The organism is Mesorhizobium sp. LjNodule214, from assembly GCF_964252735.1.
Classification (GTDB): Bacteria; Pseudomonadota; Alphaproteobacteria; order Rhizobiales; family Rhizobiaceae; genus Mesorhizobium.
Map to the genome: position 1 here is coordinate 1040003 of NZ_CAXUPE020000002.1, position 22823 is coordinate 1062825.

Consider the following 22823-nt stretch of genomic DNA (forward strand, 5'->3'; position numbering starts at 1 on the left):
GCATCCGCGATGCTGGAGCGATATGAACGCCTGGGTCCGCCGCCCGACGAGGCGCTGGCGCGGCTGATGAAGATGCGCGAAGCCTTGGGCATCACGCGGATCGCAGACATTACCGGGCTCGACCAGCTCGGCATCCCCGTCGTGCAGGTGACAAGGCCTTTCTCGCTCTCCAACGCGGTCGCGCAAGGCAAGGGCGCCACCCTGGCGCAAGCCGCCATATCGGCCATGCTGGAATCGGCTGAGAGCTTCTTTGCAGAGCAGGTGGCGAATTTCGACACAGTCGTCGGCTGCGCCGATCAATTGGGCATCCCGCCCGATCGTTTCGAAAGCCATCTCCAGGACGGCACCGCGCCCGGATGGCGCGGCAGGGAGACGGCGTGGGTAGCCACCGACAATCTTCTCACCGGCAGACGCGACCTGGTCCCGTTCGAGCTCGTGCACACCGCATATGTGCTGCCGTCACTGCCCCACGACGGCATTTTCGCGGCATCGACGAGCGGTCTGGCCGCAGGCTTCGAGGAGCCGGATGCGATCGTTCATGGCATGCTCGAATGCATCGAACGCGACGCGATCGCCACGGCATACCGGACCCACGGTTTTTTTCACCGTCAACGCATCGATCCCGAGACGATCGATGATCCGTCGCTCCGCGATCTCCTGGAGACTTTGGCGGCCAAAAACGTGCTGGTCGGCCTTTGGCAAGCTCTGTCGCCGTTGGGCATACCCGTGGTGTGGTGCCATCTGCTGGAAGACGAACCGACGGAAACGGTCCTTCTGGATCATCCGGCTGATGGTTCGGCTGCCGGTTTCAGTCCCGCCGGCGCGGCGGCGCACGCCATCTACGAAGCGGCCCAGGCCCGTCTGGCGGCGATCTCGGGCGCGCGCGATGACCTGACGCGCGCGTTCTATCCGAAATACCCCGATCGGCAGATGATCGCAGCGCATCGCCGGCTCCTCCGCGACGGCCCGCGCAGCGTGGATTTCCGTGCGCTCGCCGAGCAGAAGTTCAACACGGCGTCGGACCGGCTGTCGGTCCTCCTGGCAATTCTCGAAGAGAGAGGGTTCGATGCGGTTCACCTGGTCCGGGTGATAACGAAACCGCTCGACACCCTGTCGGTTGTCAGGATCGTCATCCCTGCCTTGCAGCCGCTCTTGCAGGGATAGAGACCATGCGCCCGAAACTAGTCTTCACCGGCCCTACCCTGTCCCATGCCGACGCGTTGAAAGTCGTCGATGCGGTCTGCCTTCCCCCGGCCGTGCAAGGCTCGATCGTTTCGGCCGTGCAGCGTTTCAACCCGAGTGCGATCCTCATCATCGACGGCGGTTTTCAGGCCGAGCCCGCGGTTCGGCACAAGGAAATCCTGTGGGCCCTCAGCCACGGCATTCATGTCGTCGGCGCGGCCAGCATGGGTGCCCTTCGAGCAGCCGAGCTGTTCCCCCATATGCAAGGCGTCGGGCTTATCTACCGATGGTATCGCCGCTTCGCCTTTGCACCCGACGACGCAGTAGCGGTATTGCATGGACCGGCCGAGGTGAATTTCGCTCCCTTGACGCATGCGCTGATTGACCTGCGCCGGACCCTTCGCGCTGCTTGCCGGCGCGGCGTGATTTCACCCGAACAGCAGGCGAGGCTCGAGGGTGCGGCACAGGCCGTCAACTTTCGCGAGCGCACCCTGGCACGCATGGTCCGGGATGCGCACGACGGCAAGGACGACGTCGAGAAATTGTGCAGGGAGCTCGGCGCGGCTTTCGTCCAGCAAAAAAAGCAAGATGCCCTGCGGGCACTCGAACTTCTGCGGGAGCGAGCATTTGAAAAAGCGCAGCCCATGCCGGAATTGCAGCTAACCTCGGCCTTCTCCAAGGATATGGATGATGCGGGGCTGGCGCTGTAGGCCCTGACCTCTTGGCGGCTCACGGTTTACGCAACGTAAGCGCCGTGATAGCGTGGTAGCGTGAGAGGGAGCCAAGCAATTGGACGCGGTCGATCGTGTCGTTGCGCAAGATGCGTTGCTGGGAACGCGGTTCCTGGTCTACCCGCAGGTCCCTCACCTTTCGGGTTACGGAACACCCGAAACAGTATGGATTTCTACTCCACCCGATCTGATCCGCTCCGGCCCAGAAGATCACCGCATCTACGTTCGCGATCCGCTCCTCGACAAGGAGCCTTACGACTACCCTTATCTGCCACCGTTTATCGGCGAAATCTTTCCGCCTGCAGAGGCTGGCTTTGACGGCCATTTCGATCAGCTTTCCCTGACCTCGCGGCAGTTCCTTTCTGCGCACGCTTTCGCCTCGGTCAGCCGCGTGCTGGACATCTGGGAAAGCTACCTCGGCAAACCGATTGTCTGGTACTTCGCCGAGACGTACGAGCGGCTCGAAATCATCCCCTTCGTCGACTGGGAGAATGCGCAATCGGGCTATGGCTATCTGGAACTCGGCCGCGAGCGCGGCATCGACGGACGCGACTATCCCTATGCACTCAACTTCGATGTGATCGCACATGAGGTCGGCCACGCCATCTTGTTTTCGCTGTTCGGGACACCAGCCGGCGGCCTGACCCAAGGCGATTTCGGACCGTTCCACGAGGCCAGCTCGGATCTAGTCTCGCTCTTGTCCTTCCTGAATTTCGACAGCGGCATGGACCGGCTGCTGCGGCACTGCGATGGCAACCTGCTTGTTCTCAATGAATTGAACCGGATTGCCGAGCTGACTGGCGATCGGCAGATCCGCCTCGCCAGCAACGCACGCCGCATGTCGGAGGTGACGGCGGAAATCCATGACAGGTCACGGCCGTTCACGGGGGCTGTGTTCGACACGATCGTCGACGTCTACCACGCGGCACTGGTGCACGAGGGGTTGGCCGACGAGCGGCTGCTGGGGATCGATATCAAGGATGTCGACCAGTCCGACATGCAGCGCATCTCGGATTTCACGTCCCGCGCCTTTCGCGCTCGGCCCTTCATGTTCAAGAGCATGCTGATCAGAGCAAGGGACGAGGTGGCTCTCGCCCTTGCGCAGGCGTGGCCACGCCTCGATGCGGATGACCTGTCGTTCGAAAAGGCCGCGGTGATGGTGGTGGACGTCAGCGACAGGGTCGCGCCGATGCTCGCGGAAAAATTCGATGAGAACTTCAGCTGGCGGGAGATCTTGTGAGCTGAACGACGTAACAAAAAGGAGCGAGGAAAATGAGCGACGATTATCACAGGCCAACCTACACTACGCGCGATCCCCACAGTGCATTCAATGCCACGCAAGTACGCTTGTATGGAATACCGGGCTTGCCGCGATTGAAAACAACAAATGATATAGCAGAGATAAATACTGCGATCATAAATAATCAATTTGCTCTTGTTGGCGCGAGAATCGGAATTGATCCCCCTGCAATCGATGACACGATGACATTTCTGAAAAATATATTTGATAACAATGCAACCAATAGTTCATACGTTTTTGTCAATTCGATAATAGCCAACTACATGGTCATGATCGGCGCAATCGATGTCATGCCATCAGAGCCCAAGACGGAATTCACCTCCGGGGTGATATTCGGTTACGCATATGAAGGGCACACGTATGATTTGCCAAAACCCAAGATCATGCTGATACCAGCAGCTCCGGAACCAAGGATTCCCGACGATGACTCCGGATATGACGAGAAGCAGCTAGAGGGCTACGCGGTCTGGATCGTGGACAAGCTCAACCAATGCGTCGAATTCGAAATGAACCAGGGGTTCGTCGAGCAGATCGTCCTCGAGGCGAACCTTCCAGGCAAGCGCTCACCGACGATGTACGCATCCAAGATGACGATGGGACACCGTGGCGGAAAGCTGAACGACTAGAGCATTCTGTGATGTGACGGAATCGTGAGGGATTCCCAAAAACCCGCCCATTGGCACGTCGTTGCCGCCGATCACCGCACGCATCGCTGAAAGGTCTTTCGACACCGTGAGGCCTGAGCTACGTGTGACAGGTGCCATCAACGAGACGGAGAAAATTGACGAAGAGGCCCAAAATCATTTCCTTCAGAACTCGCTGACTTATCCGATAACGCTCAATTCAAACTCAAAGAATTAAGCATAAGCCACTGATTTTTAACAAGTTGGTGGGCCCGGAGGACGTCGCATTTCCTTTTGATTTTATTGCCTTTTCGTGGGCCAGAATCAGAAATTTTCCCGCATCGTTCTGTATGGTTCCGCGCTTGGTTAGGCTGGTCGGCCGGAGACGATACGCTCAGATCGAGCCGGGTACAGCTGTCGCTCTGACTGCGGCGCTTCGGGGTTGATTCAATGACCCAAGCGCTCATCTGGATGAAGGACGACAGGTCGACAGACAGGCTCTATGTCGGCAAGTTTTTGAAGCATCCCGACTTGGCCTCACAAGGAATGGCACTGTTTTTCGTTGGTCCAGTTCAAGACTTCCGGAAAATCAATCGGGCGCCATTCTTCAGCCAGCCGAACCCCTATGTGGACGGGATCGAGGCCCGCGGCGCGGCCAACATTCGGCAAGCGAACCGCATTGACATTCTTCTTGGTTTTTGGATACCTTGTAGCATCTTAGTGGGTTTCCAAGTTCTGGATCCTGTCCCCGCACCCCACGACCGGACCCAGCAGCTTAGTCGACGCTCGTTTGGGAGGATATCTTGGCTTTCCGCACGGCCTCTCACCGCGCGAAGCGAGCGCCATGCCGGCGCCGCGGCGGATGGTTGCGCTGGAAGATGCCCGCGCAGAGGGGGGGCGCTGCATTGTTCTGAGGCGAACATGCTGAAGCCCACGCCAGCGTTCGGGGCAGCCAGGTGACATGACAGAGACAAATGGAGGAGACCAATATGGCAACGACGAATGAGGCACCGAAGAGCCTTGAGAGCATCCTGAAAACGGCGGGAGGACCGGTAAACCTGCTGCGCGGCTCAAACCTCGGCCCTTACCGCTTTCCCGTCATTCCGCCGGAGTTCACGAACTGGCGCGACGAAGTGCGCGCGTGGAAGGATGGCTGCGCGCTGCTCGAGCAGTCCTACCACATGACCGAACTGCACCTGCGCGGATCGCAGGTCATCCCCTTCCTCTCGGAGATCGCGGTCAACAAGTTCGACCCGTTCCCGGTCCTGCGCGCCAAACAGCTCGTGCTGGCCGGCCATGACGGATACTACATCGCCGACGCCATCATTTTCCGGGAAGCTGACGACTTCTTCCGCATCGTCGGCGCTCCCTTCGCAAGCGACTGGGTGCTTTACAACGCCGAAATGAGCAACTACGACGTCGAGGCGAAAAAGGACGACAATTTTTCGATCCGCTCTGGCACCCGCGAGGTGTTCCGTGTCCAGATCCAGGGGCCGAACGCCCTCGTGCTGATGCGCGACGTGACGGGCGGCAGCCTGCCGGAGATCAAGTTCTTCAACATCGGTGAGTTCAAGATCGCGGGGAAACCCGTCCGGGCCCTGCGGCACGGCATGGCCGGCGAACCCGGCTTCGAGATCTACGGAGCCTGGGACGACCAGCAGGCGGTGCGCGAGGCGCTGGAGAAGACTGGGGAGAAGTACGGCTTGCGCAAGATCGGCGCGCTCGCTTACTCGACCACCGCACAGGAGTCCGGCTGGGTGCCGATGCCGCTGCCGGCCATCTATCACGGCGACGACATGAAGCCCTACCGCGAGTGGCTGAGCAACTACTTCCTGGAGTCGGTCGCCTCGCTCGGCGGCAGTTTCGTGTCGGACGACATTACGGACTACTACGTCGATCCGATCGAGCTCGGCTACACAGCAACGTGATCGACTTTGGTCGCGACTTCATCGGCCGCGACGCCTTGCTTGAGAAGGCGAACAACCAGCGCCGCACGAAGGTGACGCTCGAGTGGAACGACGAGGATGCGGCCGCCGTGATGCAGGACTCCATCTTCCCGGCCAACGGGACCCCTGCCAAGTTCCTCAACATGCCGATGCCCATGTACGCGACATTCCAGGTCGATGCCGTCATGAAGCAGGGCAAGGTGGCAGGCATCTCGACCTGGCCGTCTTTCACGGCAAACGCCAACCGCTTCATTTCGCTGGGGCTGGTCGACCTCGAGCATGCGCAATCGGGAAGTGAAGTCACACTTGTTTGGGGCGAGCCGGAGTCGCGCCGCAACACGGTGGAGAAGCATCAGGTCCGCGAGATCAGGGCAAAGGTCGCGCCGGCACCCTACTTCGACAAGGTCATCAAGACCAGCAAGCACTGATGCGCTAACCGATGCCGGCACGGCTCGGATCGAACCGCCGCCCGCCGTTTGCCAAGACATGGCCGGACCATCTTGGAATGCGGCCTCGATATCGAGGCCGCAGACGAGACGGCTGTGCTCAGAGGGGACCGCGGAACCGGATGAGAAAGTGTTTCTGATACTTCGCAGCAGGAACCACCGGGGCACCGCGCGGCCGTCGCCTCGCGGCTGGTCGCGCATGGATCGAGGCTTTCACCGGCCGCCGCCGATCACACGGCGTCCTCCAAATAGCGCCTGTCGAAGACGCCTTCGGCAGCATCGCGCTTCGACGTGTCGAGCAGGTTCGCCCTGACCATCAGATCGATCGTCGTCCTGAGCGCCTTGTCTGGTACGGCAAGGCCGTCCGGCCACATGCCCATGCCGCGCATGTATTCCAACCCCCGCCGCGCCAGGGATTCACTGTCGGGCGTGGTGATGCGCTGGAAGATCGGCAGGATGATGCCATGGTTGGCCGCATCATTGGTGACCGCATGCGCTTCGATCAGCGCCTTGAGGAACCGGGTCACGAGATCGCGGTTCGCGCCGAGCCAGGAAGCCTTGCCGATGACGGCGGTGAAGACGATCTCGGGGATCGTGGCACTGACTTCCCCGAGCAGGTTGTAGCCCCTGTCCTGTGCGAGGAAGTTCCACGGCGCGGGCTGCGGAGCGCAGTCGATTTCGCCCGCCTGCAGCGCCTCCCACCGCTTGGTGTGAATGCCGGCCAGGGCAAACTCGTAGTCGCCGGGATAGTGCAGCCCTGCCGCGGCCAGCATGATCTGCGTGTAGATCGCAGTGCCCTCCGTCAGCGAGGAGGTGCCGACCTTCTTGCCCCTCAGTTCGGCAAGCGAGCCGATGCCCGGGCGCGCCACGATCGACATCGGCAGGCGCACGGCGTTGGCTGCCACGATACGCAGCTCTCCTCCCCTGACGAAGTCGGCGACGGCGCCCTCCGGCGGCGTAATCGCCAGGTCCGCTTCACCCTCGAGAACGGCCGTGGTCGCCTTTTCGACGCTGCCCATGCGCTTGTAGACGATCCGCACGCCGTGCTTTGCGAAAAGGCCCTGTTCGTCGGCGACGAAGACAGGAAGCCAGTTGAACCCCTGCGCGCCGCCAGCGAGCCGAAGATCGGCGAGGCCGGCAGGTTCCTGGTCAGTCATGGCGATATCCTCCCTTGAAACTTCCGGCGCAGGCACCGGCCTCTGTCTGGCGAGATGCGGTTCTACGGCCGTGACGCCGTGCATATTGACAGACGCATAACAATTTGAGATACTTCCTAGTATCTAAAAAACATACGGTATGTCAACATCCGAACGAGGGAGTCGGCTGATGCAACATCGAGCCGAAGGAGGAAACATGCGCCCCACCAAGAGTGTCGCCGATATCCGCAGTCGACAGATCGAAGCGCTGCGGAACAGCTGACATGGGCGGCCTGGCGCGATCGCCACAGGAAGCGATGATCCTGGGCATGGTTACGGCTGGTTTGCTGGCGCTTGTGGCTGCTGGGCTGCTGCGCTGGCTTCGCGCCGGGAGGCTCTGGACGGACCTCCTGGTGCCCGCTTCCTTCCTTGTCGCTTACTGGCTGGCCTACAACAAGGTGCCGTCTTTCCCGCCAGTAGGTGCGGTCAACAAGATCTTCTTCATCGCCGTGATTGGAACGGCGCTCGGTGTCCTGGCCGAGGCCGCCGGCCGTGGCAGGCTGGGTCGCGCACTTGTCCTTGCCCAACCGATCGCGTCCGCCGCGTATATAGGAGCGGCTCGGCTGCCCGATGCGCTCCCGGAAGTGGCGGTGGCCGCGTTATGGGGCCTGCTGGTGATGCATGGCCTTTCCGGTGGGACAGGCCATGCCGAGGACGAATCCGGCACAAGGCGCGCCGCCCTGCTCGGCATCGCATGCGCCGGATTCGCGCCGATCGCCCTATTGGGAGCGTCGTCCTCGAGCTTCCAGCTCAGCCTGCTTTTTGCAGCCGCCATAGCGGCCATCGTCGTCGCCAATATCTCAAATCCGGATTTCGGATTCCGCTCCGCATCCCTCCTGGGGGGAGCAGGAGGCATGATAGCGGTCGCGCAGACTGTCACGCTGATCACGCACAAGACCGACATGCTGGCGCTGGCCGTGCTGTCATTGGTCTTTGTCGCGCTTGTTGTCGTCGATCCGGTTTTGCGCCGGATCCGCGCCACGAACAAAACCGTCCGCCTCGCCGCATTTGTCGGGATGTGCCTGCTGCCAGTCGGCGCATCCCTGGCGATTGTGATCGCGCGGTACGGCTCGAGCTTCCCGGTATGATCCGGGAGAGGACTGTCGGAAATCATCACAGGGAGGAAGTTACACTTATGTCGAAACTACTGCGCACCACCTTGCTTGCCACCACGATCGCCTGGTTGCCGCTGGCCGCCGAAAAGGCCGCGGCCGGGACTTTCGAAATCGATCCCGTGCATTCGGGCATCGCTTTCTTCATCGACCATCTCGGCTTCTCGCAGGTGATCGGAACGGCCAAGGAGTTCTCGGGCACGTTCGCGTTCGACGCCGCCCAGCCAGCAAACAGCAGCCTCGACGTTGCGGTGAAAGTTGCCGGCATCTCGACCAACAACAGCCAGCGCGACAGCGACATTCAGGGCGCCGACTGGTTCAATGCAACCGAGTTCCCGCAGATCACCTTTGTCGGGCGGGAATTCAAGGCGATCGACGCCAAATCCGGCACGATCATGGGTGATCTCACGATCGCAGGGGTCACGAAGCCCGTCACGCTGGACGTCACCTTCAACAAGGAAGGGGAGAACCCGTGGGACAAGAGCCACGTCGTCGGCTTCAGTGCGCGTACTTCGATCAAACGCAGCGACTTCGGCATGAAGGCCGCGCTTGGAATGATCGGCGACGAGGTGAGCCTCGTGATCCAGGTTGAAGGACGTGCCCACTCGTAATCCGCAGTGACTTTCCCGGCAGGCGACAAGCCTGCCGGACACTCTGCTTGCGCGCGATGGCAAGACGCCGATCCTATCGGATTGCGCCAGGTGAAACTTGCTGCGGCCTACTCTGCGGCCACGGGATCCGAACGCTTGAAAGGATCGCCCGACCCACCTTGCGCGAAAAGGTGGCTTGCATGGGCAATGACGTTCTCGGTCGTCTCGCGGATATGCCGGTCGACCAGATCCTGCGCCGTGGCCGTGTCGCGGGCGATGACCCTGTCCATGATCATCTTGTGCTCGACGTCCTTTGCGCGCCATTGCGGGCGAAACTGCGAGGACATCCTGCGGTAGCGGTGGGCGCGCTCAAAGAGCTTCTGCCGGATCTCGAGCAGATTGGGCGAGCCGCATGCAGCGACCAGCGACAGGTGGAACGCACTGTGCAACGTTGCCCATTCGTCCGAGAGATAGTAGTTCGCACCAAGCCGGCTTTGCAGGCGATCCATCCGATGGAACGCAGCCATGATGTCCGCCTCCCAGCGATCGTCGCCACGATCGATCGCCAGCTTGATGCATTGCCTTTCGACGAGCACACGGACATCCGTCAGATCGTTGAGATCGAAGAGCGAGACCGGCGCGACCAGGAATCCGCGCTGCCCCTCCGCCACAACCAGGCCTTCGGCCACCAGCCGCGACAGGGCCTCGCGCAGAGTGGAAAAGCTGACTTCATACAACTCCCGCAGCGTCTCGAAGCGCAGCTTGGTTCCCGGCTTCAAGGCACAGCTGATGATGTCGCTCCGCATGCGCGCCAACACATCCCCGGCGCGTGTCTCTCCGGCGGGCTTGAAGGTGTTACCCATGCATACGACTCCGCATTGAATTATCGCGGAGATTACTGCGGATTTTCGAAATAATCAAACCTGTCGCATCGAAGTGGCGGGATACCGGCCAAGGCGGGCGTGTTGGGTCTCAGCCGTTTAGCAACAGCCTCTCGGCATTCCAGCGCAGATGGTCGTCCATGAAGGTCGAAATGAAGAAATACGAATGGTCGTATCCATCCTGCATGCGCAGTTTCAGCGGAATGCCGGCCTTGGCGCAGGCCGCCTCCAGGAGCCAGGGCCTTAGCCCGTCATTCAGGAACCCGTCCGATGTCCCCTGGTCGACGAGAAGTTCCGGGAAGCGGCGCCCATCTTCAATAAGCGAGGTCACGTCGTAGGCTCGCCACGAGGCCTCATCCGCCCCAAGATATTTCTCGAAAGCCGGCCTTGACCAGCCGGCTGTGCTTGGCTGCACGATCGGTGCGAAGGCCGAGCAACTCCTGAACCGCTCCGGGTTTTTCAAGGCGATGGTCAGTGCGCCGTGTCCGCCCATCGAATGGCCCGTGATGGCCTGGCGCGACATGTCTGCCGGAAAATTCGCAGCGATCAACGCCGGCAGTTCCTCGGCGATATAGGAATACATCCGGTAGTTCTTCGCATAAGGCTCCTGCGTCGCATCGAGATAAAAGCCGGCGCCGCAGCCAAACTGCCAATTGTCCTTCTCGTCTGGAATGTCGGCGCCGCGCGGACTGGTGTCCGGACAGACGACGATCAGCCCCAGTTCGGCGGCCATGCGCCTGTATTCGCCTTTGTCCATGACATTTTGATGCGTGCAGGTCAGTCCCGACAAATACCACACCACCGGGCAAGGCGTTTCCCGGGCCTGTGGAGGCACGAAAACGGCGAACGTCATGTCGCAGGAGCAGCTTATCGACAGGTGCGAATAAACGCCCTGCACCCCGCCATGGGATTTTGCCTGGGAGATGGTCTTCATGGGTTCCGGCATGTCGTCCTTCTCCACCAATTCCAAGCGCCAAAATGATAGCCATCTACTGCATCGGCTGCGGCCACGGCAACCCTGGTGGATCAGATTGCCCGATGTCGGGGCGACACCAGCATTTTGAGAACACAGGACCTTCAACGCGGGCGTATCGCGCGAGACGGTCAGTAAACCACGACGCTGCGAATGCTTTCACCAGCATGCATGAGGTCAAAGCCCTTGTTGATGTCTTCGAGCTTCAGCGTGTGGGTGATCATCGGATCGATCTGGATCTTGCCGTCCATGTACCAGTCGACGATCTTGGGCACATCGGTGCGGCCGCGCGCACCGCCGAAGGCGGTGCCCATCCAGGTGCGCCCGGTGACCAGCTGGAACGGCCTGGTCGAGATCTCCTGGCCGGCGCCGGCAACACCGATGACGACCGACTTGCCCCAGCCGCGATGCGAGGCTTCCAGCGCCTGGCGCATCACCTTGGTGCTGCCGGTGCAGTCGAAGGTGTAGTCGGCACCGCCGATCTGGTCGGCACCGCGCTTGGTCATGTTGACGAGATGAGGAACGACGTCGCCGTCGATCTCCTTCGGATTGACGAAATGCGTCATGCCGAATTTCTCGCCCCAGGGCTTCTTGTCGTTGTTCAGATCGACGCCGATGATCATGTCGGCGCCGGCAAGTTTTAGGCCCTGGATGACATTCAGGCCGATGCCGCCGAGACCGAAGACGACGGCGGTGGCGCCCTGCTCGACCTTGGCGGTGTTGATCACAGCCCCGATGCCGGTGGTGACGCCGCAGCCGATGTAGCAGATCTTGTCGAAGGGGGCGTCGGGATTGACCTTGGCCAGCGCGATCTCGGGCAGCACGGTGAAGTTCGAGAAGGTCGAGCAGCCCATATAGTGAAAGATCTTGTCCTTGCCGATCGAGAAGCGCGACGAGCCATCGGGCATCAGCCCTTGCCCCTGCGTGGCGCGGATGGCGGTGCACAGATTGGTCTTGCGCGACAGGCAGGACGGGCACTGGCGGCATTCGGGCGTATAGAGAGGAATGACGTGGTCGCCCTTCTTGAGCGAGGTGACGCCCTTGCCGACATCGACGACGACACCGGCACCTTCATGGCCAAGAATTGCCGGAAACAGGCCTTCCGGGTCGGCGCCGGACAGCGTGAACTCATCGGTGTGGCAGATGCCGGTCGCCTTGATCTCGACCAGCACCTCGCCATCGCGCGGGCCTTCGAGGTCGACCTCCATGATCTCCAGCGGCTTTCCGGCGGCGACAGCGACAGCGGCGCGCGTTTTCATGCGTTTGCTCCAATTTTTGTTCGCATAGGCCTGCCGTCGACAAGCGGTTCTTAACGGCTCGGGCACGGACCGCCGCTAGCCGACCGCTTTCGCGAGCTTCACCTTGTGCCAGGCGATGATGTCCATCAGCTCCGGCGAGAATGCGTCATAGGTTGGAACCCCCGCCTGCGCCAGCACGCCGCGCACGCTGGCCATGCAGGTCGCCGGCATACCGGTCTCCACGAGCGAAGACACGAAGGCCGCGAATTCGATCTTCGGCTGGTGTTCGTCCGTCGCCAGTTCGGGATGCAAGAATTCGAGGCCGTAAAAATGGTGATCCGGATCGGACACCTTGCCAACCATATGCGTCCCGCAAGACCTGCAGCGGTGTCGCTCGATCTTCTGGGTGGCGTCCACGGCCTCGAGCTTGTCGCCCTGTGCCGCAACGGAGATGCTGCCGGCCGGCACGACGGCAATCTGCGCAAAGACGGCACCGGCAGGCTTCCAGCATTTCGAACAGCCGCACAGATGGTTGTGCGCCACCGCCTGGTCCACCGCGATCTCCACCGGCTCGCTGGCACATCTGCAGCGCGCGGTGAATGCTCCGACCGGCGAAGCCGAAAACGCTCGCCCGACAGCCGGGTGCAGCACGGCGGTCTCGCCGCGCAGCGCCTCGGCCCGCGCCTTCAGCGCGCAGTTCAAGTCGTGATAGGCCGTGCGCAGGTTGGTATCGATGCTCGGCCAGCGTTCGTCGGCCATCGGGCCATCGAAGATCTCGTTGTGGCGCACCCGCGTGCCGCCGCTCCCGGTCGGCTCCAGGATGAAGATATGCTCCGCGCTGAACACGCCACCGGGCGCCTGACTCACCCAGCGCAGTTCCCGCGCCCCCACGATACGGGTGATGGTCGGCGTGACCTCGCGCTCGGGTACGTTGGGCTGGCGCAGCGTCCCGACGACCCGCTGTCCGACCGTCGTGCGTCCGCGTAGCGCCGGCAAGGCCGGATTCCATTCAGCATAGCGCTCGATGTCGTCCAGCACAGCCCACACGGTCTGTGGCGGTGCGTCGATGACGATCTCGGTTTCAAGCAAGCGCATGGGGCATCCTCATTCATGGACCATGATTGTGTTGGCGTGCGGCGGCGCGCTAGTGCGCGGGCGCCGCGGCAGCGTCGCCGAGGTAGGCGCTCATGACCTTTGGATCTTTGAGCAGGTTTGGCGCCGTGTCCTCTCCGACGATCCTTCCCGTCTCGATCAGGTAACCGCGATCGGCGGTCTTGAGGCTCAGACGCGCGTTCTGCTCGACGAGCAGGATGCCGAAACCTTCGGCGGCGATGATGGCCAGTGACTTGAACAGCTCCTTGGACAGCAGCGGCGACAGACCGAGGGAGGGCTCGTCCAGCATCAGGATGTCCGGCTTGGACATTAGCGCCCTGCCGATCGCGACCATCTGCTGTTCGCCGCCGGACATGGTCTGCGCCAGTTGGCGAGGGCGTTCGGCAAGCCGGGGGAACAGGCCGTAGACGAAATCAAGCCTCTTGCCCGCATCGGCCTTCGCGCGCCTGGCATGGCTTCCAAGCCGCAGGTTCTCCACCACGGTGAGTTCGCCAAAGATACCTCGGCCCTCCGGGACGAGCGCGATCCCCTCCTCCACCATCAGATGGGCGTCGAGTTTCGTGACATCCTTGCCGTTCATGACGATCCTGGTGCCGGCCTCCGTCCCGACGAGCCCGGCGACAGCGCCGAGGAAGCTGGACTTTCCGGCGCCGTTGGCACCCAGGATGACGCATATCTCGCCTTTGGAAACGCGTGCGGAAACGCCTTCGAGCGCGACGTGGCGTCCGTAGCGGACGCCGAGATTGGAAACCTCAAGCATCGTCGTCGTCCCCCAGATAGGCGCGGACAACCTCCGGATCGGCCAGGACGTTGGCCGAGATGCCGTCGGCGATCTTCGTACCGGAATTCATGACCACGCAGCGTTGGCAAAGCGAGCGGATGGCATCCATCACATGCTCGACCATGATGATCGTCCGGCCCTGCGCGCTGATCTCGCGGATGAGCTCCATGCCGATCCTGAGCTCGCTGGGGTTGAGGCCGGCGAGCCACTCGTCGAGCAGCAGGACATGAGGGTTGCCCGCCAGGGCACGGGCGAGCTCGATCCGCTTCTGGTCGATGTAGGTCATCGCCGCGACTGGAACCTCCTCGCGACCCTTCAAGCCGACCCGCTCCAGCAGATCGCGGGCCAGCGCCAGCGCTTCGTCACCCCAGAGCCTGTTGTGCCCGAAGACGGCGCCGGCGACGACGTTCTCCAGCGCGCTCATCGACGGCAGAACGCGTACCAACTGGAAGGTCCGGGCGACCCCGATCCGGGCGATCTTGTGGGGCGGCAGCCCGGCGATGGGCTGACCGGACAGCAAGATACCGCCCGACGTGGGCGACAGCGCCCCTGATATCAGGTTGAGCATCGTGGTCTTGCCCGAACCGTTCGGGCCGATCAGTCCCAGCAGTTCGCCCTTGGCGACGTCGAAGCTCACGTCATTCACGGCGACGAGGCCGCCGAAGGCCTTGCGCACCCGATTGATGGTCAGGAGAGGAACGCTCATCTGCCCTCCTCGACGGTCGTCGTCAGCAAGCTTTTGTCGGTTGGGCGGCGGCGACGGAACAGGCTTTCCAGCTGTCCCGTGACGCCGTCGGGAAGCACATAGACGATCGCCAGGAAGGCTATGCCGACGATCACTGCGGTCTGGTTCGGGAAGTGGCCCGAGATGAAGTCCATCACCAGGGTGAACGGCACAACGCCGACCAGGGGACCCCACAGGCGGCGCGTGCCGCCAAGCAGTGCCATGATGACCACGAAGAAGGACGTCATCGGATTGAACGCCGCGTCCGGCGTGATGTAGGAATAACGGGGCGCCATGATCGCGCCGGCCACGGCAATGAAGGCTCCCGAGACCGCGAACAGGATGATCCTGGCACGGGCGGTGTCGACACCGACATGGCGCGCCACGGCCTCGTCATTGCCGATGATGCGCAAGGCCAGGCCGAGCCGGGACCTGTTGATGAGCCATCCGGTCACGAACACGATCACCGTCAGCGCAAGCAGCATCCAATAGAGATGCGCCTCGGTGAGATCGGTGAAGACGTAGAGCCCGATCGTGCCGCCGAAATTGGTCTGCACCCAGGTCACGATCTGGCCCATGAGCTCGGCAAGGCCGAGGGTGAAGATCACGAAATAGACGCCCGACAGCCTGAGCGTCGCCAATCCGACCAGTATGGCCAGCAAGGCACCGGCAGCGACCGCGATGAGGACAAGGGCGGGGAAAGGCAGGACGTCGACGAAGATCGCGACCGAATAGGTTCCGACCCCGAAGAAGGCGGCGCTTGCGAGCGAGACCAGGTGCGTCGGCCCGGAAAAGAGCGCCCAGGCCGTGCATATGGCCGCATAGAGCATGATGTTGACGCTGAGCGACAACCAGAACCCCTCGGTGACCAAGGGAAGAAAGGCCAGCACAGCCGCGCTGGCCAGGCCGGCGCCAAGAGCCAGAAGTTCATTGCGCGGGATGTTCATCACGCCGGCCGCTTTCCAAAGATGCCCTGCGGCCGGAGCAGCAGAACGAGGATGAAAAGGGCGTAGTTGGCCGCCAGCGTCAGCCCCGGATCCAGCAGGCTGGCGACGAGCGTCTCGGTCAGGCCAAGGACGAGGGCGGCAAGAACCGCGCCACGAATGTCGCCGACACCGCCCATGATCACGATGATCAGCGCCTTCATGGTGAACAGCACGCCCATCGACGTGTTGAACGTGTAGAAGGTCGACAGCAGCGTGCCGGCGCAGGCGGTGATCGCTCCTCCGAGCGCAAAGGCGAAGGCCGCCGTCCTGCGCACATCGATCGCCACGAGCCGTGCGGCGCGCGGATCGACGGCGACGGCGCGAACCGCCGTGCCGCGGTCGGTGTGGTAGAGAAAGACGTAGAGAGCCGCGGCGATGACGGCCGCGGCGACAAAAGCCACGACGCGGTTGAGGCCGAACGAGTCACCCATGATCGAGAATGGCTGGGCGAGGAATTCATAGTTGAAATAGGATCCGCCGAAGGCCTGCAGCATCAGCCCCTGGAACAGGAACAGCAGTCCAAAAGTCGCCAGGATTGAATCGACCTCGAGCATGCCGCGGTTCTTGGCCCGCTTCACCAGAGGCTGCATCAGCCAGGCATAGATCAGCCAGTTGATGACAAAGGCGCCGGGGCCGATCACCAGCAGGCCCAGAAGCGGATTGATCCCGTAGCCCGTATACAGCCAGAAGGTGACGAAGCATGCGGCGACGAGCGTCTCGCCGTTGGCGAGGTTCATGATGCGCGCCACGCCGTACTGGAGCGTGAGCCCGAGCGCGATGAGCGTATAGGTGCCCCCAAGGAGCAGGCCTGTCAGCAGGATGAGCATTGGTACTCTCGCAGTGAGGGCCCGGCGCCACGAGGACGCCGCGGCCCTGGAGGATCGGATCAGTTGCTGGGCCAGGCGGGCTTGATCACAGGCTGCTGCGCGCCCTGCAGGTTGCCGGTCGCCCTGACGCCATGAACGACGCCGTCGCTCCACTGGCCCACCGTCCAGTTGTTGTTGTTGATGTTGTTGTCGAAGTGGACTTCGCCGATGACGGTCTTGAAGGTGCCCGACTGGATTTCCTTGTTGAGCGCTTCCTTGTCCAGGCTGCCGACGTGCTCGACGGCCTGCTGCAGGATCTCCAGGCTGGCATAGGCCACCGGGCTCGCCCACCAATCGGCTTCCTGACCCGTCACCTCGAGGTGCTCCTTTCGATAGGCCTGGAAGACGGGGTCGCTCGCATTGACGCCGCCCATGATCAAGACCCCGTTGGCAGCGGCACCAAAGCGCTTTCCGTAAGCGTCGAGATTGCCGCCGACGCTGACGAAGAATGCCTTGACGTCGAACTTCTGCAATTGCGCCTGCTCGGTGAGAGCGAAGCTGTCCGGCGGGTAGGAGTAGGCGACGAAGGCGTCGGCATTCGCCGCCTTGGCGCTTGCTATCACGGGAGCGACGTCCTGGTTGCCGAGCGGATAGGAGCTTTCGTAGACGATATCGAAACCGGCCTGCTTGAGCGCGGGCTTGCCGGTCTTGATCATCTCGAGGCCGAAGGCATCGGAGACGTTGACCACCGCGACGCGGTTGCCGATCTTGCCGGCGTCGCGCAGATCCTTGAGCGTGCCGACGATACCGTCGGCGATGCCCTGCGCCGGACCGAGCAGCCAGAACGTGTTCGGCCAGCGCTTGACGAATTGGTCGAGATCGTTGGCATTGCCGGTGGAGACGATCTGCGGGTAGCCATATTTCGCGATCAGCGGGGCGGTTGCGAGATTGAGGCCTGTCGAATATGGCGGGATGATCAGGTCGACCTGGTCCTGGGTGGCAAGACGCTGAATGTTCTTGACCGCCTCTTCCGGCGACGACTTGTCGTCATACTCGACGATCTCGATCGGCCGCATCTGATCGCCGACCTTGAGGCCGCCGGCCTTGTTCACTTTCTCGACCCACAGCTTGATGTTCGGCCAAAGCACGCCTGACGCACCGCCCGCGAGCGGCCCGGTCTTGGATGCGCTGACGCCGATCCTGACCGGGTCCTGCGCCAAGGCGGCGCCGAACATGCCGACCACCAAGGCCGCCGAAAGCATGAGTACGTTGAAACTGCGTCGCAACATCGATTCCTCCCAGTTCTGGTTGCAGTGGGCGCTCCCTCGCCTCGCGGCTCGCGATAACGAGGTCATCGCCCGATCCTCCTAGCGAAATTGCTTAGGCCATTTTCCTCCGATGATCCATCTAATTTCGTAATATCGAATATTTTCGTTATTTTTTGCGAGTGACGATATTCCTCGCCCGACCCGAGGCGACTTGGCCGGAGCACGACCGTTGCGCCCGTCCAAGACCGCTTCCGCCTCACATCATCAAGATACCATATAGTATTCAGATACGATATAGGATGTCAATACCAAAAGTCTGCCGGTGTGCTCTGCTTCCCTGCTTTGTCCGTCAGGCGATGCGGAAACGCGGGGCTTGCCGGGCCGGCCTCATTTCGAGCTCGCCAAAGCCTCGAGCGCCAGCACCGGATCCGCTACCTGAGCGGGGTCGGGGCTGGTCGACGCGGCAAGGAGGCGCTTTCCGATCAGATAATCGCGCGGCGCGTTCAGCCCATCGACGGCGACGAACTGCCCCTCGCGGTAGTACCAGTGCGACCGTCCTGGGCCCGCCCCGTGCCTGACAACCACCATATCGCCCGGCCTGGACAGGCCGGCGATCTGCAGCTTGAGATCGAACTGATCCGACCAGAACCACGGCTTTGGCTTGTAGGGCTGGCGCGCGCCCATGATGTTGCGGGCGACCAGGTCGGCGCTGTCGATCGCGTTGCCGACGCTCTCCATCCGCAGCCCTCCGCCCGGCAAGGAGAAGTTGGCGCAGTCGCCGGCAGCCCAGATGAACGGGTCGCCCGTGCGTCCGTAAGCGTCAACGGCGATGCCGTTGTCGACGGCAAGGTCCGCTTCAGCCGCCAGCGCCGTCTGCGGCATGCCTCCGATTCCCGCCACGACGACGTCGGCGGCGATGATCGTGCCATCGTCGAGCTTTGCGCCTGCCACCTGGTCAGTGCCCAACAACTCGTTCACCGCCTTGCCGAGATGAAACGTCACGCCCCTGGAGCGGTGAAGGTCTTCGACAGCCCTCGCCGTCTCCGCCGAGGCCACCCGTGCGAGCAGCCGATCGGCGGCTTCCACCACATCCACCGCCAAGCCGAGCCCACGCGCGACGGCGGCGATCTCGAGGCCGATGTACCCACCGCCGATGACGAGGAGCTTGCCGCGCCTTTCGAGCGCCGGCCGCAACGCATCTATGTCGGCGAGCGTGCGAATCGTGAAGATGCCCGCGAGGTCGCGCGAGATCGCCTGCGGAAGCTTTCGAGCGGTCGATCCGGTTGCGAGCACGAGACGGTCGTAGGCAAGCATGCCGCCATCGGCGAGACAGACGCGCCGCCGGGCGCGGTCGATGGATGCGACGCGCGTTCCCAATCGCAACGCGATCCGGTTCTTTGCGTACCAGTCCTCCGCTTTCAGCTTCAGCCGGTCGCGCTCGAGCTCGCCGAGAAGATAGGCCTTCGACAGCGGAGGACGCTGGTAGGGAGCATCGGCCTCATCTCCGATCAAGGTGAGCGATCCTGCGAAGCCGTTCGCCCGCAGCTTTTCGGCCGTGGACAGGCCGGCCTGTCCAGCGCCGACGATCACAATGCTGCTTTCGTTGCCAGGTATGGCGGCGGCGGGATGATCGGTGTCGGGGAACATGGCCAGCCGCAACCGCTAGGCGGCCGGAACGCGGACGGAAACGTTGTCCAGCACGTCGCTGACCCTGATCTGGCAGCTCAGCCGGCTACCGGATTCGCGCGGCGCTTCGGCGAAGTCCAGCATGTCGTTTTCATGCTCGCTGATGGGTCCGAGCGCCGACATGATGTCCTCGGGAAGCACGACATGGCATGTGGCGCAGGCCGCCGATCCGTTGCATTCGGCGATGATGCCCGGAACGCTGTTTTCAAGGGCGGTTTCCATCAAGGTGCGGCCGTTCTGGGCCTCGACGGCGAGCTCGGCGCCTTCTGCGAGGAGGAACCTGATCGTCGGCATGAAACTCTCCCTCAAACGTCCCAGATGACGGGCATGTGCGTGGGGCCACGAAACACCCAGCCGCGGATGCGGACGCGGTCCGGATCCTTGAGCCTCAGATTGCGCAGCCGCTCGAACACCGTTGGCACGGCGATCTGGCTCACCAGCGCGCGCGACACCCAGGTGCCGGCGCAGAAATGCGATCCGGCGCCGAACGCCAGGTGGGACTTCTTCTCCCGGAAGACATCGAACTTTTCCGGATCGCTGAAACGGCGGTCGTCGTGATTGGCGGCGCCGACGCACAGACCCACCTGCTCGCCCTTGCGGACAAGCGTGCCCGAGATCTCCGTGTCGCGGGTCAAGCGGCGCGGATACATGCCGATCGGCGAAATCCAGCGCACCGCTTCCTCGAAGGCCTGCCCCCAGAGCGAAGGCTCGGCGCGAATGCGCGCGAGCTGGTCCGGATTCTGCAGCAGGCCCAGGATCAGCGTAAGGATCGAGTCGCGGGTCTCGTTCAGCCCGCCCCCGATCGCAACCTTGATGTTGGCGTAGATCTGCTCGACCGTCTGCGGAGGATCGGCCTGGAGCATCGAAGACAGCATCGAAGGATTTGGATTGTCCCGATGATGGGGAAGCATCCTGTCGACGGCGCTCTCGACGCCGCTGGCTGCTTCCTTCGCCTTGCGCGCGATCTCAGGGTCGTGCGAGTAGTTGCCGGAACCGTCGATCAGCGACTGCGACCACAGCGCCATCGTGCGCCAGTCGACGCCGTCGAAACCCAATATGTCGGCCAGCGCGCGCGCCGCGATCGGCGCGGCGAGGTCCTCGAAGAGTTCCGCCTCGCCCTTGTGCTCGATCTGCGAAATAACGTCGTCGCAAATGGCCCGCATGGGGTCGGCCCAGCACCGCTTGACGACGCCAGGCCGCAGGCTCGGATCCATCGCCGCTCTTTCGCGGGCATGGTCATCGCCGTCCTTGCGCATCAAATTCGGCCCGATCACCGTGTTCAGCAGCGACTGCGGATTGATGGAGGAAAACGTCTCGGGGTCGCGTTCGATGGCCATGATGTCGTCGAAGCGCGTGACCATCATGATGTTGGCCGCCTCGACCTTGACGACTGGCCCAAGGTCACGGACGCGCTTGAAGACCGGATACGGATTGGCAAGCAGGTCTTCGAACGCAACGTCGTCGACCACTTTCACGGCTTCGCTCATGATTTCCTCCCTGTCGGGAGACGAGGTACGAAATCGACGTGTATTCAGCAATGCGATGGGTTAAATAGGGGTCATCGAAAATTTGCATGGAGGAAAATGTCCGTGCTGTCCGACGACCTTGCCAGTATCGACCTCGCCGCGCTGCAGACGCTTGTCGCCGTGCAGGACCGCGCGTCGTTTTCCGACGCCTCCCAGCTTCTCGGCGTCAACCAGTCCACCATAAGCTACGCCATCAAGAGACTGCGAAAGGCTTTCAATGATCCGCTGTTCGTCCGCCAGGGCAACGCGATCGTGGCAACCGACAAGGGCGAGGAACTCGCCCAGCATGCGCGCGGCATCCTCGAACAGATGGCGGCGCTGTCATCGCCTTCAGGTTTTCACCCGGCCACGGCCGAAGGAAGCGTGACGGTCTCCTGCAACCACCATGAGCGCATGTTCGTCATCCCCGATTTCGTACGCCGGGCGCAAACGGAGGCGCCGAAAGCGACGATCCACGTCTTCGAATCCGCCGTCGACGGCAAGCAGCAGCTAAAGCAGAACACGTGTGACATCGTGCTGGGACCGGTCGCAATCCTCGGCGACATCTACTACCGCAGGAAACTGTTCACCGATCACTACGCCTGCGTCATGGACCCGGCGCACCCGCTGGCGCGGGGAACGCCGACGCTCGACCGCTACTGCGCCACGCGGCATGTCGCGGTCACGCACAATGGGCGTTGGGAGGCTCTCTATTTCGCCGCGTTGCGCGCGACAGGCATCGAACTCCAGCCGGAAGTCACCGTGTCGAGCCACGACATATTGGAGCGGCTGATTCCGGGCTCGGAGCTGGTGGCAACGATTCCGTATCGACTGGCGCGTCGCCTTTCGGACAGGCTCGCTTTGCGTCCCTTCCCTATGGATGTCTTCATTCAGGTCGACATGTACTGGACCGAACGCACGCACCATTCCGGCCTGCATCGCTGGGCCCGCCAGATCCTGGCCGAGGTCGCCGAGAAGAATCTTGGCGACGGGGATTCGCACAAGACCGGATGACCGCCTGCCGGGCGGACAGTAAATCTGGGGCAGACGAAGCCGTGCCGCGCAAGCGGAGCACAGGTGTGGGACGCGCTTTGTGCCGGGACAGACTGCGCCGGATAGACGATCCGCCTGGGAGTGCCGCCGCCTAGACCGTGGTCGCGCCGAGCATGACGACCGAGACCGTCACCGGCTCGGCGAAGGGATTGCGCCAGGCATGGCGCGCGCCCTGCTGCACGACCGTATCGCCCTGCTTCAACTCGACGGCCTTGCCGTCGTCGAGTTCGAGGACAAGCCGGCCCTTGACGACGGTCACATAGTCGACCGTCGGCGTCTGGTGCATGCCGGGATTGTCCATCTCGAAGCGCTCGGCGATGCCGGGCGCGGCCTTCAGGTGCTCCGGACCCGCCAATTCGGGCTTCCAGTCGGGCGACATCATCACGCTGTCCGGCGGAAAGGTGATCATCCAGAACACCGAACCGCCGACCGAAGCGAGCATCGTGCTCTCGCTCGCCATAGGGTCGGCACCGTCCCGTTTGGCCAGATCCGGCGTCCCGTCGATCTTCCACTGCGGGGACGAAACGAAACCGGGCGTGTGCTGCAGCGCCATCTCGCGCGGCGAGGAGCCGACGCTGATGAATACCGATTTTCCTGCGACGTTCTTTCCGGTGACGACGCGGCGAATGTTCATGTCTTGATCCTCCCAGATAACATGGATACCATTCGGTATCAGCATACCC

Annotated in this window: 23 protein-coding genes; 9 read left to right on the forward strand and 14 right to left on the reverse strand. The window is 62.4% G+C overall.

Annotated elements, in window-relative coordinates:
- Window positions 1–9 precede the first annotated feature (9 nt).
- From ACSQ3Z_RS18735 to ACSQ3Z_RS18760, 6 genes are all read left to right on the forward strand, one after another.
- Complete coding sequence (locus ACSQ3Z_RS18735) at window positions 10–1164, forward strand: YcaO-like family protein (protein ID WP_436172794.1); 1155 nt, start codon at window positions 10–12, stop codon at window positions 1162–1164.
- Window positions 1165–1169: 5 nt separating this feature from the next.
- A complete protein-coding gene (locus ACSQ3Z_RS18740) occupies window positions 1170–1892 on the forward strand; it encodes a TfuA-like protein (protein WP_436172795.1) in 723 nt (240 codons plus the stop codon).
- Window positions 1893–1971: 79 nt separating this feature from the next.
- Window positions 1972–3153 carry a hypothetical protein gene (locus ACSQ3Z_RS18745; RefSeq protein WP_436172796.1) on the forward strand — a complete coding sequence of 394 codons (1182 nt, stop codon included), beginning with the start codon at window positions 1972–1974 and terminating at the stop codon, window positions 3151–3153.
- A gap of 32 nt (window positions 3154–3185) precedes the next feature.
- Window positions 3186–3839 carry a hypothetical protein gene (locus tag ACSQ3Z_RS18750; RefSeq protein ID WP_436172797.1) on the forward strand — a complete coding sequence of 218 codons (654 nt, stop codon included), beginning with the start codon at window positions 3186–3188 and terminating at the stop codon, window positions 3837–3839.
- 986 nt (window positions 3840–4825) lie between these two features.
- Window positions 4826–5764: a hypothetical protein gene (locus ACSQ3Z_RS18755; RefSeq protein WP_436172798.1), complete on the forward strand. Its 939-nt coding sequence runs from the start codon at window positions 4826–4828 to the stop codon at window positions 5762–5764.
- Window positions 5761–6210 (forward strand): hypothetical protein, encoded by a 450-nt coding sequence (locus ACSQ3Z_RS18760; protein WP_436172799.1) that lies wholly within the window; start codon window positions 5761–5763, stop codon window positions 6208–6210. Before ACSQ3Z_RS18755 ends, ACSQ3Z_RS18760 begins: the two co-directional genes overlap by 4 nt.
- 248 nt (window positions 6211–6458) lie before the next feature.
- Here ACSQ3Z_RS18760 and ACSQ3Z_RS18765 read toward each other — a convergent pair whose 3' ends face one another.
- Window positions 6459–7385: an ABC transporter substrate-binding protein gene (locus tag ACSQ3Z_RS18765; RefSeq protein ID WP_436172800.1), complete on the reverse strand. Its 927-nt coding sequence runs from the start codon at window positions 7383–7385 to the stop codon at window positions 6459–6461.
- A 263-nt stretch (window positions 7386–7648) separates the two neighbouring features.
- On the opposite strand from ACSQ3Z_RS18765, the gene ACSQ3Z_RS18770 reads away from it, so the two are divergent.
- A complete protein-coding gene (locus tag ACSQ3Z_RS18770) occupies window positions 7649–8512 on the forward strand; it encodes a hypothetical protein (protein ID WP_436172801.1) in 864 nt (287 codons plus the stop codon).
- Between the two features lie 95 nt (window positions 8513–8607).
- Window positions 8608–9147 (forward strand): YceI family protein, encoded by a 540-nt coding sequence (locus ACSQ3Z_RS18775; protein ID WP_436172802.1) that lies wholly within the window; start codon window positions 8608–8610, stop codon window positions 9145–9147.
- Between the two features lie 107 nt (window positions 9148–9254).
- Here the strand turns inward: ACSQ3Z_RS18775 and ACSQ3Z_RS18780 are convergent, their stop codons facing one another.
- The 12 genes from ACSQ3Z_RS18780 to ACSQ3Z_RS18835 form a co-directional block, all read right to left on the reverse strand.
- The gene (locus ACSQ3Z_RS18780) at window positions 9255–9989 is read right to left on the reverse strand and encodes an FCD domain-containing protein (RefSeq protein ID WP_436172803.1); all 735 of its coding nucleotides are present in this window, start codon (window positions 9987–9989) and stop codon (window positions 9255–9257) included.
- 109 nt (window positions 9990–10098) lie between these two features.
- A complete protein-coding gene (gene fghA, locus ACSQ3Z_RS18785) occupies window positions 10099–10953 on the reverse strand; it encodes an S-formylglutathione hydrolase (RefSeq protein WP_436172804.1) in 855 nt (284 codons plus the stop codon).
- A 158-nt stretch (window positions 10954–11111) separates the two neighbouring features.
- Window positions 11112–12239 carry an S-(hydroxymethyl)glutathione dehydrogenase/class III alcohol dehydrogenase gene (locus tag ACSQ3Z_RS18790; protein ID WP_436172805.1) on the reverse strand — a complete coding sequence of 376 codons (1128 nt, stop codon included), beginning with the start codon at window positions 12237–12239 and terminating at the stop codon, window positions 11112–11114.
- 75 nt (window positions 12240–12314) lie between these two features.
- Window positions 12315–13313 (reverse strand): SRPBCC family protein, encoded by a 999-nt coding sequence (locus ACSQ3Z_RS18795; RefSeq protein WP_436172806.1) that lies wholly within the window; start codon window positions 13311–13313, stop codon window positions 12315–12317.
- A 49-nt stretch (window positions 13314–13362) separates the two neighbouring features.
- Window positions 13363–14091, reverse strand: coding sequence for an ABC transporter ATP-binding protein (locus ACSQ3Z_RS18800; protein WP_436172807.1), 729 nt, complete (start codon window positions 14089–14091; stop codon window positions 13363–13365).
- Complete coding sequence (locus ACSQ3Z_RS18805) at window positions 14084–14818, reverse strand: ABC transporter ATP-binding protein (protein WP_436172808.1); 735 nt, start codon at window positions 14816–14818, stop codon at window positions 14084–14086. Before ACSQ3Z_RS18805 ends, ACSQ3Z_RS18800 begins: the two co-directional genes overlap by 8 nt.
- Window positions 14815–15783: a branched-chain amino acid ABC transporter permease gene (locus tag ACSQ3Z_RS18810; RefSeq protein ID WP_436173939.1), complete on the reverse strand. Its 969-nt coding sequence runs from the start codon at window positions 15781–15783 to the stop codon at window positions 14815–14817. The genes ACSQ3Z_RS18805 and ACSQ3Z_RS18810 overlap by 4 nt, the downstream gene beginning before the upstream one ends.
- Window positions 15783–16649, reverse strand: a complete 867-nt coding sequence (locus ACSQ3Z_RS18815) for a branched-chain amino acid ABC transporter permease (RefSeq protein WP_436172809.1) — start codon at window positions 16647–16649, stop codon at window positions 15783–15785. Before ACSQ3Z_RS18815 ends, ACSQ3Z_RS18810 begins: the two co-directional genes overlap by 1 nt.
- A 59-nt stretch (window positions 16650–16708) precedes the next feature.
- A complete protein-coding gene (locus ACSQ3Z_RS18820) occupies window positions 16709–17917 on the reverse strand; it encodes an amino acid ABC transporter substrate-binding protein (RefSeq protein ID WP_436172810.1) in 1209 nt (402 codons plus the stop codon).
- Window positions 17918–18283: 366 nt separating this feature from the next.
- Complete coding sequence (locus ACSQ3Z_RS18825; RefSeq protein ID WP_436172811.1) at window positions 18284–19543, reverse strand: NAD(P)/FAD-dependent oxidoreductase; 1260 nt, start codon at window positions 19541–19543, stop codon at window positions 18284–18286.
- A 15-nt stretch (window positions 19544–19558) separates the two neighbouring features.
- Complete coding sequence (locus ACSQ3Z_RS18830; RefSeq protein WP_436172812.1) at window positions 19559–19876, reverse strand: 2Fe-2S iron-sulfur cluster-binding protein; 318 nt, start codon at window positions 19874–19876, stop codon at window positions 19559–19561.
- Window positions 19877–19887: 11 nt separating this feature from the next.
- Window positions 19888–21069, reverse strand: a complete 1182-nt coding sequence (locus ACSQ3Z_RS18835; protein WP_436172813.1) for a cytochrome P450 — start codon at window positions 21067–21069, stop codon at window positions 19888–19890.
- 96 nt (window positions 21070–21165) lie between these two features.
- Between ACSQ3Z_RS18835 and ACSQ3Z_RS18840 the strand changes: the two genes are divergently transcribed.
- On the forward strand, window positions 21166–22101 hold the full coding sequence (locus ACSQ3Z_RS18840) for a LysR family transcriptional regulator (RefSeq protein ID WP_436172814.1): 936 nt from the start codon (window positions 21166–21168) through the stop codon (window positions 22099–22101).
- Window positions 22102–22231: 130 nt separating this feature from the next.
- Here ACSQ3Z_RS18840 and ACSQ3Z_RS18845 read toward each other — a convergent pair whose 3' ends face one another.
- Window positions 22232–22774 (reverse strand): cupin domain-containing protein, encoded by a 543-nt coding sequence (locus ACSQ3Z_RS18845; protein WP_436172815.1) that lies wholly within the window; start codon window positions 22772–22774, stop codon window positions 22232–22234.
- Between the last annotated feature and the right edge of the window lie 49 nt (window positions 22775–22823).